Origin of the sequence: Coprobacter secundus subsp. similis, from assembly GCF_015097275.1 — a bacterium.
In the GTDB taxonomy this organism is placed as follows: domain Bacteria; phylum Bacteroidota; class Bacteroidia; order Bacteroidales; family Coprobacteraceae; genus Coprobacter; species Coprobacter secundus.
Window position 1 is genome coordinate 3,597,317 of record NZ_AP023322.1, and the last position, 16,126, is coordinate 3,613,442.

At 35.3% G+C, this 16,126-nt stretch carries 13 protein-coding genes; 4 read left to right on the plus strand and 9 right to left on the minus strand.

The window, feature by feature from the left end; genetic code table 11:
- Positions 1-49: 49 nt before the first annotated feature.
- The 4 genes from Cop2CBH44_RS14225 to Cop2CBH44_RS14240 all read left to right on the plus strand — a co-directional run bounded on the left by Cop2CBH44_RS14225 (position 50) and on the right by Cop2CBH44_RS14240 (position 5,537).
- A complete protein-coding gene (locus tag Cop2CBH44_RS14225; protein ID WP_021929675.1) occupies positions 50-871 on the plus strand; it encodes a patatin-like phospholipase family protein in 822 nt (273 codons plus the stop codon).
- A gap of 56 nt (positions 872-927) precedes the next feature.
- The gene (locus Cop2CBH44_RS14230; protein WP_200755076.1) at positions 928-2,634 is read left to right on the plus strand and encodes an alpha-amylase family glycosyl hydrolase; all 1,707 of its coding nucleotides are present in this window, start codon (positions 928-930) and stop codon (positions 2,632-2,634) included.
- An 89-nt stretch (positions 2,635-2,723) separates the two neighbouring features.
- On the plus strand, positions 2,724-3,662 hold the full coding sequence (locus tag Cop2CBH44_RS14235; protein WP_021929673.1) for a ribose-phosphate pyrophosphokinase: 939 nt from the start codon (positions 2,724-2,726) through the stop codon (positions 3,660-3,662).
- A gap of 261 nt (positions 3,663-3,923) precedes the next feature.
- Positions 3,924-5,537 carry an ABC-F family ATP-binding cassette domain-containing protein gene (locus Cop2CBH44_RS14240; RefSeq protein WP_200755077.1) on the plus strand — a complete coding sequence of 538 codons (1,614 nt, stop codon included), beginning with the start codon at positions 3,924-3,926 and terminating at the stop codon, positions 5,535-5,537.
- Positions 5,538-5,605: 68 nt separating this feature from the next.
- On the opposite strand, the gene Cop2CBH44_RS14245 is transcribed toward Cop2CBH44_RS14240, so the two are convergent.
- From Cop2CBH44_RS14245 to yidC, 9 genes are all read right to left on the minus strand, one after another.
- Complete coding sequence (locus tag Cop2CBH44_RS14245) at positions 5,606-6,562, minus strand: PCMD domain-containing protein (RefSeq protein WP_200755078.1); 957 nt, start codon at positions 6,560-6,562, stop codon at positions 5,606-5,608.
- Positions 6,563-6,580: 18 nt separating this feature from the next.
- A complete protein-coding gene (locus Cop2CBH44_RS14250) occupies positions 6,581-7,687 on the minus strand; it encodes a cholesterol-responsive sulfotransferase (RefSeq protein WP_200755079.1) in 1,107 nt (368 codons plus the stop codon).
- A gap of 1 nt (position 7,688) precedes the next feature.
- Positions 7,689-9,128, minus strand: a complete 1,440-nt coding sequence (cysN, locus tag Cop2CBH44_RS14255) for a sulfate adenylyltransferase subunit CysN (RefSeq protein WP_055097801.1) — start codon at positions 9,126-9,128, stop codon at positions 7,689-7,691.
- A 14-nt stretch (positions 9,129-9,142) separates the two neighbouring features.
- Complete coding sequence (gene cysD / locus Cop2CBH44_RS14260) at positions 9,143-10,054, minus strand: sulfate adenylyltransferase subunit CysD (protein WP_021929668.1); 912 nt, start codon at positions 10,052-10,054, stop codon at positions 9,143-9,145.
- 29 nt (positions 10,055-10,083) lie between these two features.
- Positions 10,084-10,692, minus strand: a complete 609-nt coding sequence (gene cysC, locus Cop2CBH44_RS14265) for an adenylyl-sulfate kinase (protein WP_021929667.1) — start codon at positions 10,690-10,692, stop codon at positions 10,084-10,086.
- Positions 10,693-10,700: 8 nt separating this feature from the next.
- On the minus strand, positions 10,701-12,257 hold the full coding sequence (locus tag Cop2CBH44_RS14270) for an SLC13 family permease (protein ID WP_200755080.1): 1,557 nt from the start codon (positions 12,255-12,257) through the stop codon (positions 10,701-10,703).
- A gap of 4 nt (positions 12,258-12,261) precedes the next feature.
- Complete coding sequence (gene cysQ, locus Cop2CBH44_RS14275; RefSeq protein ID WP_021929665.1) at positions 12,262-13,083, minus strand: 3'(2'),5'-bisphosphate nucleotidase CysQ; 822 nt, start codon at positions 13,081-13,083, stop codon at positions 12,262-12,264.
- Positions 13,084-13,268: 185 nt separating this feature from the next.
- Positions 13,269-14,129 carry a DUF5106 domain-containing protein gene (locus Cop2CBH44_RS14280; protein ID WP_021929664.1) on the minus strand — a complete coding sequence of 287 codons (861 nt, stop codon included), beginning with the start codon at positions 14,127-14,129 and terminating at the stop codon, positions 13,269-13,271.
- 73 nt (positions 14,130-14,202) lie between these two features.
- Entirely contained in the window at positions 14,203-16,119 is a 1,917-nt protein-coding gene (yidC, locus tag Cop2CBH44_RS14285) for a membrane protein insertase YidC (RefSeq protein WP_021929663.1), read from the minus strand.
- Between the last annotated feature and the right edge of the window lie 7 nt (positions 16,120-16,126).

Here is a 16,126-nt window from a genome sequence, read left to right on the forward strand (position 1 = left end):
CTTTTTTTATATCTTAGAGCCTGTAAAAATAAAATAGCTCTAGAGATATATGATTGAGAATAATGAAATTCCATCTACAGTAAAACCCTATCGTCTGGGGCTTGCGTTGAGTGGAGGAGGTGCCCGAGGATTTGCTCATGCTGGGGCCATAAAAGCGTTGGAAGAGATGGAATTACGTCCAGATGTGATTTCTGGAGTGAGTGCGGGTTCTGTAATTGGGGCGTTGTATGCTGATGGTTATACTCCGGATGAAATTATTGATATGTTTGGGCGATTGAGCGTGAGCGATTTGGCGGAAATAACCGTTCCGAGATCGTCTTTTTTTAAGATAGCAAAGTTTAGAAATTTTTTGAAAAAAGTACTTCGGGCAACCAATTTTGAGGATTTGTCAATACCGTTAGTTATTACCACGACAGATTTAGATAATGGTCGAAGTGTCTCATTTTCTTCGGGGCCTTTATTGGATGTGATTTGTGCATCATGTAGTATTCCTGTATTATTTTCTCCAGTTAATATAGAAGGAGTTCATTATGTCGATGGAGGAGTTTTTCGTAATTTCCCGGTAACACCGATACGAAGTTCCTGTGATGTAATTATTGGGGTAAATGTCAATCCATTGGTTGCGAAAGAGTATAAGCAAAGTATTATTGATATAGCCGAGCGTTCCTATAGCTTTATATTTAAGAGCAATAGTATTATCGATTCTAAACTATGTGACATCCTTATTCAGACTAATGAGATAATTCAATATAATATTTTTGATATTGATAAATTGAGAGAGATCGCAAGATACGGGTATCAAGATACAAAAGAAGTACTTTTGCAGAAAAGAGAATCACGTAGTCTTGAAATGATTAGAGAGAGAAAGTAAAGATTAATAAAAATGGAATAGGAAGTGTCCTATTTCGTATTTGAATTTTATAATATATGAAGAAACAAAATAAAGTTATTATCTATCAGGTAATGCCACGATTATTTGGGAATCAGAACAAAACTTGTAAAGTACGAGGAACTCTAAAGGAAAACGGAGTAGGGAAATTTGCCGATTTCACATCTAAAGTATTAAGGGAAATCAGGTTGTTAGGCTGTAATCATATTTGGTATACTGGAGTTATTGAACATGCTACTCAGACCGATTATTCGAAATATGGCATAGAAAAAGATAATGTTTATGTTGTGAAGGGAGCAGCTGGTTCTCCATATGCGATCAAGGATTATTACGATATAGCTCCTGATCTGGCGGTAAATGTCCCTGATCGAATGCGAGAGTTTGAAGATTTAGTTTCTCGTACTCATGATGCGGGTTTAAAAGTAATAATAGATTTTGTTCCCAATCATGTTGCTCGTCGTTATCATTCTGACGCTAAACCTGATGGTGTATCAGATTTGGGTGAAAATGATGATACGCAGGTACATTTTAAGCCTAATAATAATTTTTATTATATTCCTCGTCAGGAGTTATCTGCTCAATTTTATCTTGGAGAAGGACAGAATGCTTATGTTGAATATCCGGCCAAAGCTACAGGAAATGACTGTTTTGGAGCATACCCTAACCGAAATGATTGGTATGAAACTGTAAAATTAAATTATGGTGTAGACTATATGCATGGACGGAAAAAGTATTTTGATCCTATACCTGATACTTGGAATAAGATGCTGGATATATTATTATTCTGGTGCTCAAAAAAAATCGACGGTTTCAGATGTGATATGGCAGAGATGGTTCCGGTCGAGTTTTGGGGATGGGTGATACCTCGAGTAAAAGTTAAATATCCGGATGTGAAATTTATAGCAGAAATATATAACCCTCATGAATATAGATACTATATTTTTGATGGAAAATTTGATTATTTGTATGATAAAGTTGGGTTGTATGATTTATTAAGGAGTATTATTTGCGGGCATGCATCAGCATCTCAGATTACACGGTGCTGGCAGTCTCTTGACGGTATAAATACGCATATGCTTAATTTTCTTGAAAACCATGATGAACAACGTATTGCGTCGAGTCAATTTGCACAAGATCCTTTTAGGGCTTTTCCGGCATTAGTTGTTGCATCAATGATGAATGTAAATCCAATGATGATTTATTTTGGACAAGAATTGGGGGAACCAGGGGCTGATGCTGAAGGCTTCAGCGGCCATGATGGACGTACGACAATATTTGATTATTGGAGTATTGAATCTGTCCGAAACTGGTATAATGGAGGAAATTGTAATACAGCATTGTTGACTAAAGAGCAGAAAGAATTAAGAGCTTTATATAAGAAAGTCCTTACATTATGCAATAAGGAATCTGCGATTTCCTCTGGAACATTTTTTGATTTAATGTATGTAAATTTAGACAATCCTGCTTTTAATGCAAATCGGCAATATGCGTTTTTAAGGAAATATGGGCAAGAAATGTTGATTATTGTCACCAATTTTGACGAATTTGATGTTTCGGTAGGAATAAGAATTCCTCAACATGCATTTGATATCATGAAAATCCCTCAAGGAGAGTGGAAATGTACAGATTTGTTGAGCAAAGAAACATTGTTATATAATATTTCTCCTGATAGTTTGTTTACTACTTCTATAAAAGCTCATGGGGCAGTTATATGGAAGGTGGTTTTGGGCAAAGATAAAGAATAACAAATAAAATAGACATTTAGTTCTTTGATTTAAAATAGAAATTATACCTTTGCAGAAAATTAACCAATAGAATTTATTCTAAAAGCACAATGAGCCAGAAACTCCCCTTTAAGATTTTCTCGGGAACCAACTCCCGTTATCTTGCTGAAAAGATATGTAATAGTTTGGGTTGTGAATTAGGAAACATGAAGATCCAGCACTTTGCTGATGGAGAATTTGGTGTTTCTTTTGAAGAATCGATCAGAGGATGCCAAGTTTATTTGGTACAGTCAACATTTCCTAATTCCGATAATTTAATGGAGCTTTTATTGATGATCGATGCAGCGAAGAGAGCCTCTGCAGCATCGATAATCGCAGTTGTTCCTTATTTTGGTTGGGCGCGTCAAGATAGAAAAGATAAGCCGCGTGTATCTATTGCAGCTAAGTTGATTGCCGATTTATTGAGTGTTGCTGGTATCAGTCGCTTGATAACAATGGATTTACATGCCGACCAGATTCAAGGATTCTTTAATGTTCCGGTGGATCATTTATATGCATCGTCTGTATTTGGTCCTTATATTTCTTCTTTGAATTTAGAGAATATGGTTATTGCCACTCCGGATGTCGGTGGGTCTAAGCGTGCCAATTCTTATGCGAAATATTTCGGAGTTCCTTTGGTTCTTTGCCATAAGTCAAGAGCTAAGGCTAATGAGGTAGAAAGTATGACTGTAATTGGAGATGTAGAAGGCAAGAATGTAATATTGATAGATGATATGGTAGATACGGCAGGTACTATTACAAAAGCTGCAGATTTGATGATTTCAAAAGGAGCATTGTCTGTACGGGCAATTGCGAGTCATGCTGTAATGTCGGATCCTGCTACTCAGCGCATAGAGTCTTCTAATATGACAGAGATGGTATTTACTGACAGTATACCTTATTGTAAAGGGTGTTCTAAAGTGCATATTATAAGCATCGCTGACATATTTGCGGATACTATTCGGAGAGTGTATGAGAATGAGTCTATCAGCTCTCAGTACATTATTTAAATGGTGCATTTTTAAGATTAATAAATATCAGTTAATGATTTACCCTCGTTGTTTCACATTAATATGTGGTAACGAGGGTAAATTTTTTTCTAAAACTTGTTGATTTTTTATTATTATCGGAGGAGTATAGTTAGGGTTGTTTATTTTTAGATTTGAATTATGTTACACTATTTTTAGGAGTTCTCCTGCAACATTTTGAGATACTTTCATTCTATTATAAAAATGACTACCTTTGTGCCCTAATTTTAAGAATGGAAGTATATGATTACAGTAAATAATTTAGCCATACAGTTTGGTAAACGAATACTTTTTCAGGATGTAAATTTGAAATTTACACCAGGTAATTGTTATGGAATAATAGGGGCTAATGGAGCCGGGAAATCGACGTTGCTTAAAGCTCTGAGTGGACAGATGGATCCTACACATGGAACGATATCTTTGGGAGCAGGGGAGAGATTGTCTGTTTTGAGCCAGGACCATTTTGCGTTTGATGATTTTACAGTTATTAATACAGTATTGATGGGGCATACAGTTTTGTGGGATATTATGAAGGAAAAAGACGCATTGTATAATAAAGCCGATTTTAGTGATGCTGATGGTATTCGTGTGTCTGAGTTGGAAGAAAAATTTGCGGAACTTGAGGGCTGGAATGCCGAAAGTGATGCGGCAAATCTGTTGAGTGGACTAGGCATCAAAGAAGATTTACATTATATGTTGATGAAAGATCTCAGTGGAAAACAAAAAGTCCGTGTTTTATTGGCTAAAGCTTTATTTGGACAACCAGATAATTTGTTACTCGATGAGCCAACCAATGACCTTGACCTTGAGACAGTAATGTGGCTGGAGAATTATTTGTCTAATTTTGAAAATACAGTATTGGTTGTTTCTCATGACCGGCATTTTCTTGACTCGGTGTGTACCCATACTGTAGATATAGATTATGGCAAAGTCGAATTATTCGCTGGAAATTATAGTTTCTGGTATGAATCGAGCCAGTTGGCATTACGCCAGCAACAACAGCAGAACAAAAAAGCTGAAGAAAAGAAGAAAGAATTGATGGAATTTATCCAGCGTTTTAGTGCGAATGTTGCAAAGTCTAAACAGACAACCAGTCGTAAAAAAATGTTGGAAAAATTAAATGTAGAGGAGATAAAACCATCATCGCGTCGTTATCCGGGAATTATTTTTACTCCAGATCGTGAGCCGGGAAATAAAATATTAGAAGTAAAAGGGTTAGAAAAATCAATTGAAGGGACTTTACTATTCAAAGATGTAAATTTTACGGTTGAGAAGGATGATAAAATTGTTTTTATTTCTCGTGATCCTCGGGCTATGACAGCATTGTTTGATATAATTAATGGAGAACTTAAAGCTGATGATGGTACGTATGAGTGGGGACAGACTATTACTACTGCTTATTTGCCGTTGGACAATTCTTCATTTTTTAATACGGATATGAATTTGGTAGATTGGTTGGCTCAATTTTCAGAGGATACAAGTGAAATATATTTGAAAGGTTTTCTGGGAAAAATGTTGTTTTCTGGTGAGGAAATATTAAAAAGTGCTTCTGTCCTTTCTGGGGGTGAAAAGATGAGGTGTATGATTGCCCGGATGATGATGAAAAATGCTAATACAATGGTGCTTGACTCACCGACCAATCATTTGGATTTAGAATCGATACAAGCATTTAATAATACGTTGCGGACATTTAAGGGTAATATTTTGTTATCTTCGCATGACCACGAGTTTATAGAGACTGTATGCAATCGTGTGATAGAGCTTACACCAAAAGGCATTATTGACAAAATGATGGATTATGATGATTATATTACTGATGAAAAAGTGGCTGTATTACGTACACGGCTGTATAGTTAAGATTTAATTGGATATAAATACAGGAATGGGGCTTTTATGCCCCATTCCTGTATTTATATCTAATTAATTTAATAAATTAAGCTTACATTATCTATCCATAAAATATTTCCGGGAGCTCCAATATAAGCCCCACCATGGCTGGATGTAAATTGTAATACCATATGGGTTGGTATTTCGTCCGCTTCGGCCCAGCCGACTTCTTTTATGGGAACGTTTTTACCTTTGCTATTTAATGCATATCGCTCTTCTACTTGTATACGCATATAGTCTTTATATTGGGGATGTTTTGTTATATCTCCATATAAGATTTCATATTGAGCGTTATTTATCCAATCTGTATCTTTGGTGTAATAAGTGACCATTGTTCCTACTCGTTTAGCATATATGTTTCCGTCTTTGTCTTCCCACCGTTTTTGTAATAGCAATATTACGCCAGACATATCCATACCATCTACTTTAGAAGTCCTCCCGAAACCGGTAGCTTTGACACGATATTTTTCCGGAGCCATTTTTACTTTATAATCGAACTCGATAGCTTTGGGCTTTTGAGTAAAAGCAACTCCCGAATTGAGGAGGCTTTGTGGATTTTTAGGACTTTTAATAGGCTCTAATACGGAACCGAGAAATACAGAGCCTGCGGCTAAGACAGTAATATCTACAATTCCCATTACTTTGACCGATTCCATACGAGTCTCAAGACGTGCACAGTATCCATTCCCTCTTTTTTCAGGGAAAACAGAAGTATTCGTTTTGACGATTCCTGCTACTTTTGCCATAACATTTGAATTGGCCCAAGGAGAACCGCCTCTGTTATGATAAGGAGTGTTGCCATCTATTGTAGCAGTTGGTCCTAATTCATATAGTAATTTTGTATTACCACCTATTATGCCTGATTCGTGAATATGGCGGGTAACCCATTGATCCATGTTTCCGTACGCTATAGGTACATTTTTTTGAGCAGAGGATAATGAAATACAGCTGCCTATAAAGGCGCAAATCAATAAACTCTTTTTAGTAAGATCCATTTTTTGACAAATTACAAATTACAAACTATATCCCCATTGATCAAGAGCAAATCCCCAGTTTTTTTCTACAATTTTGATAGTACGCTCATCGTATTTATACTGGTTCTTTTTATAACCCTTTTTCTTACTGAGATATTTTTCTATATCGGTTTTTGATTCTTCAAATCCAGGAAGACTAAGGTGCCTATATATTTCTTGTGTCATATCGTAGGCATTGGATTCAAAATCTTCGAATTTTACTTCAATTAAATTGTTCGAAGGTATGAGATGTTTTTCTTCTTCAAATTTATAGAAAAGCTTGCGATATACTTCGATTAAATTGTCTTCTATTTGCTGATTGGTTATATCTTGTAATCGTAGTGGTTGTATCGTATTTGTGAAAAAGCTTCGGGTACTTTCGAATACTGTATAAGGATTTCTTTTTAAATAGATGAATTTTGCATTTGGAAACATTTCCACTAAAGTTTTTACACGTCCAGTATGAGGTGGATTTTTGCTTAAAAACTGTTGTCCGTGAGTATTATATAGTGATATTTTTATTAGTTTTAGAAATGTTTCTTTAAATACTTTTTTTTCTTCTTCGGTAATATTATTGAACAATAAATATTTGTCGCAATACTCCATTGTATGTTTAGGCAGAAACCAAAAATTGTAAAAGGTATATGGCATCATATTGGCCAAGGCAAACTCTTCTTCTTGAGGAAGGTCTACTTTTAACTCCATATTATCTGTAGGTCGTTTGTCTGGCATGAGGAAAGCCATATTCTTCTTGAAAAAACTTTGTCCCCAAAGCATCAGATGTGGAAAAACAGTTTGATAAGTCGTGTTATAACCAAAATGTTTATCGCAAGAAAATACATTGTGAACAAAGGTTGTACCACTTCTCCAATGACCCAGAATGAAGACGGGATCCATTTCGAGTGATTTGTCTGCTAATATCTTTTTATACTTTTTTTCTTCTAACGGAGTAAGTGAACTCAATAACCGGCATACAGCTTTTGTCAATCGGAATTTTTGCTGAAAATTTTTGTCTATTGTTCGCCCCTCGGTGATAGCCTTGAACGTTTTCCAGTCAGCCCCCACTAAAGTATTAATGGGTAGTTTATCAAATTGAAGTAGTCCCATTTTATTTCTTTTCAGTGATACATTTTACTGGAATTCCTTGTCTTTCCAATTCTTTACAAATTTTGATTATCGCATTGTAGTGTTCTTGCCCTATACCCAATTGCGGGAGGTCTAATGTTGCAAAACTTTCTTCAATACTCATATCTTTGGCATCGACCCGATTAATAATCATACCTACAGCACTTGTGTTGTTGGTAATCGGGTCAATCAGGATAAATGCACCAGTATGTTTATTTTTCTCGTATGAGTCAAAGAATATCTCTTTGCCTGTAGTAATAACAACTTTTCCTATTTCATTTAATACAAGTTTTTCAGAAGGAGATTGTTCCATTGTGTTGATATTTACCTTGTATTTGATTTTGTCGATTCGAGCACGTGTTACGTTTGTGGTTTGTTTGATGAAGAATTGTTTGTTAGTATCCATATCTTCCTCGTCCATCCAGACTAGCATAGCCTCGAAATTTCGATCTATCATCGGTAGATTGTCGGGATGTACCAACATTTCTCCTCGAGAAACATCTATTTCATCTTCGAGGGTGATTGTGATGCATTGAGGAGGGAAAGCATATTCTAATTCTCCATCATAAGTAACAATGCTTTTAATACGAGATTTTTTCCCTGAAGGAAGGGCTATAATTTCATCACCTTTTCTAACAATTCCAGAAGCTATTTTTCCACTAAATCCTCGAAAGTCAAGATTTGGGCGGAGAACGTACTGAACAGGATATCTAAAATCTGAGAAATTGCGATCTTGATCAATGGGGACGGTTTCTAAATAATCGAGTAATGCCTGACCTGTATACCATGGTGTTCTGTCCGATTTTTCTACAACATTGTCTCCATCAAGGGCAGATAGGGGGATACAAGTGACGTCACTTATTCCTAAAGGTGTAATAAAATTCTTATATTCAGTAACAATATCATTGAATCGTTTTTCATCGAAATGTATTAAGTCCATTTTATTGACAGCTAAAACGACATGTTTGATACCGAGTAAAGATACCAGATAAGTATGACGGCGAGTCTGTGTGATGACGCCTGTACGCGCGTCAACCAATATAATTGCCAAGTTTGCGGTCGAACCTCCGGTAATCATATTTCGTGTGTATTGTTCGTGTCCCGGAGTATCAGCAATGATAAATTTTCTGTTATTAGTAGAAAAGTACCGATAGGCTACATCAATAGTAATTCCTTGTTCTCGCTCTGCTTTTAAGCCGTCAAGCAAAAGAGCATAATCTATATGCTCTCCGGCATTTCCCATTCGTTTACTATCTCGTTCAAGAGCGTCGAGCTGGTCTTCATATATTTTTTTGCTGTCAAATAATAAGCGCCCGATAAGAGTAGATTTACCATCGTCAACAGAACCTGCAGTAAGAAACCGAAGTAAATCTTTCTGTTCATCTTTATCGAGGAATTCTTTTATATTAAGTTTGTCTGCCATAGTCGTTCAATATATTAAAAGTAACCTTCCCGTTTTTTCTGTTCCATACTGGCTTCTTGATCAAAATCAATTACACGGGTAGTTCGTTCAGATTTTGTAGTTGTCATCATTTCTTCTACAATTTTCTCAATTGTATCAGCAGTACTTTCTATAGCCCCGGTTAGTGGATAACAGCCTAGGGTGCGAAAACGTACCATCATATTTTTTGCTTTTTTACGATATTCTTCAGGCATTCGGTCATCATCAACCATTATTAGATTTCCGTCGATATTTACAATAGGCCTTTCTTTAGCAAAGTAGAGAGGAACAATAGGAATATTTTCGAGGCGGATATATTGCCAGATATCGAGTTCTGTCCAGTTTGATAAGGGGAATACACGTATACTTTCTCCTTTGTGAACACGTCCATTGTATATATCCCATAATTCGGGGCGTTGATTTTTAGGATCCCATTGATGGAATTTATCTCGAAAAGAATATATACGTTCTTTGGCACGGCTTTTTTCTTCGTCTCGGCGAGCACCGCCAAATGCTGCATCGAACTTGTATTTGTCTAATGCGTGTAATAGTGCTTGGGTTTTCATCAAATCAGTGTGAACTTTACTGCCGTGTGTAAATGGGCCTACTCCAGCTTTGAAAGCTTCCATATTTGATTCTACGATAAGATTCCAACCGTATTTTTTTGCATATTCATCTCTAAATTGAATCATTTCTTTGAATTTCCATTTACTGTCGATATGCATTAAAGGAAACGGTACTTTTCCTGGAGCAAATGCTTTTTCGGCTAAGCGCACCATAACGGACGAATCTTTTCCGATAGAATAAAGCATAACAGGATTTTCAAATTCAGCGGCAACTTCACGTATAATGTGTATCGATTCCGCCTCTAGTTCCTGTAGGTGGCTTAATTTATAGTTTTCTGCCATTCTTATATATATTTTAATTATTATCTTATTTATTCATTTAATTTTATTTTAGGCAATATGAGCTCTAAGAGTAGTTTTATAGATTCTTCAATAGATAAAACAGAAGTATCTAGTGTTAAAGCTGGGCATTCTGGGGCTTCAAATGGAGCAGATATTCCAGTGAAATTTTTTATCTCTCCTTTCCGGGCTTTAGCATATAGACCTTTGACATCTCGTTGTTCACAAATGGCAAGAGGTGTATCTACAAATATTTCTAAAAAATCGTCTTTTCCTATAATATCGGCAGCCATTTTTCTGATACTATTACTTGGACTGATAAATGCAGCTATTGTTATAATTCCGCTATCTACGAATAATTTGCTTACCTCTGCAATACGTCTAATATTTTCGATTCTGTCCTCTGGAGAAAATCCTAAATTGTTATTTATACCTGAACGGATATTATCTCCGTCAAGGATACGACATAATAATCCTCTTTTGTGTAATTCGCGTTCGAGAGCGATGGCGATGGTACTCTTGCCCGAACCTGATAGTCCGGTAAACCATATCATGATACTTCGTTGTTTAAGCAACTTCTCTTTGTCTGAGCGTTGTAACATTCGATCGAAAATCGGATATATATTATTTTTTGTTTCCATATCTTTTTTTAAAATTCCCAGAATAGGGGAACTAAGAATACTGATAATATAAATGTTATAAAATTAAGGGGTAATCCGAATCTGACAAAATCTGTAAATTTATAATTTCCGATACCTTGTACAATTAAGTTTGTTTGGTAACCTATCGGTGTAGAGAAACTTGCTGATGCTGCCATACAAATTACGACGAAGAAAGGTGTAGGATTGACATTTAACTGTGTTGCTACAGACAATGCTATCGGAAATGCTAATGCTGCCGCTGCATTATTGGTGATTACCTCAGTGAATAAATTTGTGATAATAAATATAATAGCTAATAGAGCGTGAGGCCCAAGGCTGTCAGCCATAGAGATAATTTTAGATGCCAGTAAATCTGCAAATCCGGAATTCTCCATAGCTTTACTAATTGCAAAAGCACAAGCTATTGTAATTAATATATCCCAAGATATATATTTGGTATATTTTTTGGGTGGAAAAAGTTTGGTCCACGCCATGATAATAGTAGTAATGGATACAAAGAAAAACATATCGAGTTGAACTCCGGGAATTATGTTTTTCATACTTGGGAGTTCTCCGATGGTCGCTCCTATAATCATTATAATTAAAAGAGTGAGAGCTAACCAGCGCTTCTTTCGTTGTTTTTCGTCTTCTTCATGCTCTTTTCCATTTGCTAACATGAGGAAGACTGATGATTCTCCCCAGGTGGGAATAAAGTTCTCGTTTGCCATCAAAACGAGTGTATCACCTTCCCTAAAAATCTCATTATCTAAGTTTTTAGAGATACTCTGACCGCTTCGCTTTATTTCTTTAACTGTAGCTCCGTAGTGTCGTTCAAATCCAAATTCTTTTACCGTTTTCTTTATACCGGGAAATCGGGGACCAATAACTGCTTCTACTCGATGTAGTTCTTCTGCAGGAGTCTCTTCTTCTTCCTCATTTACAACATCAGGGCGTTTTGCAGGTAGTAGTTTATTTGAGAAACATAGGATATATGTAATTCCTGCTATAGCTATAAATATACCGACTTTACCTAATTCAAACATGGAAAATCCTGAACGGCCGGTTTCGAGAATCATACCATGAACAACCAGATTGGTAGATGTTCCGATTAAAGTGCATAAGCCACCTAATATGGTAGCGTAAGATAGGGGTATAAGGAAACGTGTAGCTGGCAGATTTACTTTGTTTGCCCATCTTTTTATAATTGGAGCGAATATAACGACGACGGGTGTATTATTCAGAAATGCAGAAATACCTGCTATTGCTGGTAACATTCGTAATTGACTTTTTGTTACAGTTGTTTTTTTCTCAGGCAATAGTTTTTTTATTAATTGACTTATCGCTCCAGTTTGTCTTATTCCTTCGCTGACAAGGAATAGCATTGCAACAGTAATCATCCCTTTATTGCTGAAACCTTCGAGAAGTTCTTTAGGAGATAGTATCCCTGCACAAAGAAACAGAATGACAACTGAAAATAATACCATTCCTGGCCGCATTAAATCATAAATTAATGCGGTAATCATTCCAGCAATTAATATTAAGGTGAATATTATTTCAAATGTCATGATATTATATTTTAATTCTATTTTGTTCGACGATAAACCATGGATTCAACAAGTTTTCCTTGTTATATATTAGAGGAACATTTTCTCCTGCTTGATATATTTCTTTTCCAGCACCTTTGGCAATTGCGTGTCCTGCAGCAGTATCCCATTCCATTGTTGGAGCAAAACGCGGATATATATCAGCTGTCCCTTCTGCTACCAGGCATATTTTTATAGAACTCCCACTAGATATTATTTCTATATTTTTGTTTTGCTTTTTAATATTCTCGATAAATGACTCTGTTTCAGTGCTTAGATGAGATCGAGATGCTACAATAATTGTATTTTTATGTTTTTTTAAAAAAGGAAGTTTTTTCCCTTGGGTACGGATAGAAGACCAATCAACAGTTTCTTTGTATTCGATGTCTGTAATTTTATAGGACCCGATTGTCTCTGTTGAGAAATAGAGACTTTTTTTCACGGGAATATATATAACTCCCAATATTGGGACTCCCTTGTTGATTAGTGCAATATTGACAGTAAATTCTCCATTACGTTTGATGAATTCTTTTGTACCGTCAAGAGGGTCTACAATCCATAAGGTTTCCCAGTTTTTTCGTTCTTGATAGGGAATATTTTGTCCTTCTTCGCTCAATATTGGGAATGGAGTTTGATTCAGATAAGATATAATCGTTTTGTGTGCAGTCTTATCGGCAATCGTTAAAGGAGAGTTATCTGCTTTTCGTTCGATTTCGAAATCTGACTGAGGATCATTGTATATCTTTAAAATATCATTTCCTGCTTTTAGGGCTGCAATGATAGCTATCTCTAAATAGGCTTCTTTCATCTGCTTGGTTTTCTAAGATTACAAACATAATTATAAATGCGTTTATTTCATATACATATCATCCTTAATTCTTTATTTTTAGTAATAAAAAACAGAATAAATTATCTTTATATACGAAATTTTAAATTTATTAGCATTTCAAATATTGCCTTTATAAATATCTAAAATTGCAAAGTTTTCTAAATTTAAATTTTTTGGTATATGTTTTTTAGATATGAGATGATATTTTCGGGGCTACCGTTTTTTATAATTACTTTCTTATTTTTGTCCAAAAGAAATAATGTCGGGGATGTCCGTAAGTCATACCATGAGTTCTCCATTATCAGTTGTTTTTCATCACATCCGTCGATCCATGATTCAGGGAAATATAGTTTTTGGGATTTCCATAATTCCATATCTCCAAAAGGATATACTCCTAAAATTACTACCATCTTTTGGCTAAGCATAGAGCTTAGTGTTGTATCTGCTGATAATATTGTTTTGGCTTTTTCACAACTATTACAGTCTGGATCATTAAAAAAAAGGATAAGATAGGGACTTTCTATTGAATATAAAGATATTCTTTCTCCATTTCGTTTGTAAATGGGAAAATCTTGGGCTGGACTTCCTACCCGGTTTTTTAATGCAGTTTCGAGTAAGATCTGTGGGCGTATTTTTTCATCATCTTTTAATGTTTCGGATTTTAATGTTTCTTCTAATGATGTGATATAAAGTTCGTCGTTGTAAAAAGGTGAATCCGGGTCTCCTAAAATATCTTCACACAAACTACTTAGCAAGTTTATATCGTGCTTGTTGTTACGGTTCCAGTCATTAAACATTAGTTGTATTTGTATTTTTCCTGAGTCAAGAGGCAATTGTTGTAGCATCTTAGCAAAGTCAAGGAATATGTTCTCTGCTTTTTCATGACGTTCGGCACGATTTCCTTCGAGTTTTATATTATTCCAGTATTTCCCGTGGTGATATGAGTATGAAGGAAAGATATATAATAGGCATATTACGATTCCTATTATTTTTAGTAATGACATATTACGAAAACTTTTCTTCATGTTGTTTTTATTTTTAGCATAAACGGGGCATTTCTAAAAAGAGATGCCCCGTCAATGGGAAATATAATTCTTTTTATCTACGGTTTTTTCGTTGTTGCCGTAATGCAGCTTCTTGTTGCCGCTGAGCTTCTTCTAATCGGGCCATGAATCCTGATTTTTTGCGTGGTTTTTTCTGATTTTCTTTCAATTTGGCCAATACCTTTTCTTCATTAATACACTTACGAAATACATAAGTTTGTATTATGGTAATTAATAAAGAGACAAAATAGTAATAGCTCAATCCTGATGCATAATTATTGAAAATAAATAAGAACATCAAAGGCATGAGATACATCATCATTTTCATGCCAGGCATTTGTTGTTGCCCAGCTGTACTATCCATATTTATTTTGGTATATAAAATGTTCGTTATAGTCATTAATAAACAGAATAGACTTATGTGATTGCCGAAATATGGAGTAATGATGGGGATATAAGCATCCCAGCTGAATATCGCATCATATGAGGATAAGTCGTCGGCCCAAAGGAAAGACTGTTGCCTTAATTCAATGGATGACGGGAAGAATGCAAACATCGCTAATAAAATGGGCATTTGTAATAACATAGGGAGGCATCCACTCATTGGATTGATTCCAGCTTTGCTATATAGATCCATTGTTGCCCGTTGACGTTCCATCGCTTTGTCTTGCCCCGGGTATTTAGCATTTATTTCTTCTATTTGAGGACGTAATACGCGCATACGAGCTGTTGACATGTATGATTTAAATGTTAATGGAGCCAAAAATATTTTGATGACAATTGTCATTAAAAGGATAATAATACCATAATTATCAATAAATTTACCAAAGAAGGTGAACATAGGTATAATGAACCATGTATTTATCCAACGGAAGAATTTATATCCAAGTGGAACCAATTTGTCTAAATCGAGTTGTTCATTTGATGGGACTTTCTTGTCATAGCTATGAAGCAGAGGATATAAATTAGGCCCCATAAATATACGGAATCCAGAAACTTTTTCAGATGCAGGATTGTAATCAAAAGTTGTTTCAGTACTGAATTGTTTTAGATATTTATCGGAATGTTCGATATTTGATTTTATTAGACCACCATTAAATTTACTATCAGCAATGATTGCTGTTGAAAAAAATTGGTTTTTATACCCGAACCATTTTATTCCAACACTAATATTTTCCTGTTCATCTTTTGACTCACTGAGATTATCTACATCAGAGCCGACAAACTTATAATATAAAGCACTGTTTCTCTCTTCAAACATGCGGCCTTTTTCTTGGCGTCTCATAGTTTGCTCCCAATACATATCTAAATTAGTTGTATTTAGAGGTAATATTTTATCCATTCCTTTTTGATGAATGTCCATTTTTACCATATAACTTTGGGGTTCAAGAGTATATGCTATCTCAAAGAATCGATTATTCCCAAAATTCAAACGCATGGCTATTGAATTGCCATCGGCAGACTTTATAGGTTCGAAATAAAGGTCTGATGTTTTTACAATACGCCCTCCAGCTTTGAAGATGAAACCGTAATTGTTTTCTTCCCCATTGAAGAGAGTCAGGGGTAGAGAGTCATATGTTTTGTAATTATTTAGAATGGCTTCTTTTATTACACCTCCTTTATTATCAAAAGTAAGTGTAATGTATTCATTTTTCAGTTTTAGCTTTTTTTCTTGACCTTCTGCAAAGCGGGAAAAAATACCATATGTTTCTTGAAGTTGTTGTTGATGCAACGAATCTTCATTTATTATCAATGTCGAAGAGTCAGTTTTAGAATTTGATAGAGAGTCTTTTGCAAATTGGGAATTTTGTGCAGCCGAAAGTTTGGCATTTTCGACTTGCATGATAGAGTCATTGTAGCGTTGTATTGCTTTTTGCTGTTCCAATTGTTCTTGGCTTGGACGGCTCATCCATGAGTATCCAAACAACAAAAGTCCAATGAGAATAAAACCAATAATTGTGTTTTTATCCATATTTTTC

Bases quoted from the DNA above. Each gene is read 5' to 3' on its own strand.
- Cop2CBH44_RS14245 (WP_200755078.1), bottom strand. From the start codon at position 6,562: ATGGATCTTACTAAAAAGAGTTTATTGATTTGCGCCTTTATAGGCAGC.
- cysC (WP_021929667.1), bottom strand. From the start codon at position 10,692: ATGGAAACAAAAAATAATATATATCCGATTTTCGATCGAATGTTACAA.
- yidC (WP_021929663.1), bottom strand. From the start codon at position 16,119: ATGGATAAAAACACAATTATTGGTTTTATTCTCATTGGACTTTTGTTG.
- cysD (WP_021929668.1), bottom strand. From the start codon at position 10,054: ATGGCAGAAAACTATAAATTAAGCCACCTACAGGAACTAGAGGCGGAA.
- cysN (WP_055097801.1), bottom strand. From the start codon at position 9,128: ATGGCAGACAAACTTAATATAAAAGAATTCCTCGATAAAGATGAACAG.
- Cop2CBH44_RS14230 (WP_200755076.1), top strand. From the start codon at position 928: ATGAAGAAACAAAATAAAGTTATTATCTATCAGGTAATGCCACGATTA.
- Cop2CBH44_RS14280 (WP_021929664.1), bottom strand. From the start codon at position 14,129: ATGAAGAAAAGTTTTCGTAATATGTCATTACTAAAAATAATAGGAATC.
- Cop2CBH44_RS14225 (WP_021929675.1), top strand. From the start codon at position 50: ATGATTGAGAATAATGAAATTCCATCTACAGTAAAACCCTATCGTCTG.
- cysQ (WP_021929665.1), bottom strand. From the start codon at position 13,083: ATGAAAGAAGCCTATTTAGAGATAGCTATCATTGCAGCCCTAAAAGCA.
- Cop2CBH44_RS14235 (WP_021929673.1), top strand. From the start codon at position 2,724: ATGAGCCAGAAACTCCCCTTTAAGATTTTCTCGGGAACCAACTCCCGT.
- Cop2CBH44_RS14240 (WP_200755077.1), top strand. From the start codon at position 3,924: ATGATTACAGTAAATAATTTAGCCATACAGTTTGGTAAACGAATACTT.
- Cop2CBH44_RS14250 (WP_200755079.1), bottom strand. From the start codon at position 7,687: ATGGGACTACTTCAATTTGATAAACTACCCATTAATACTTTAGTGGGG.
- Cop2CBH44_RS14270 (WP_200755080.1), bottom strand. From the start codon at position 12,257: ATGACATTTGAAATAATATTCACCTTAATATTAATTGCTGGAATGATT.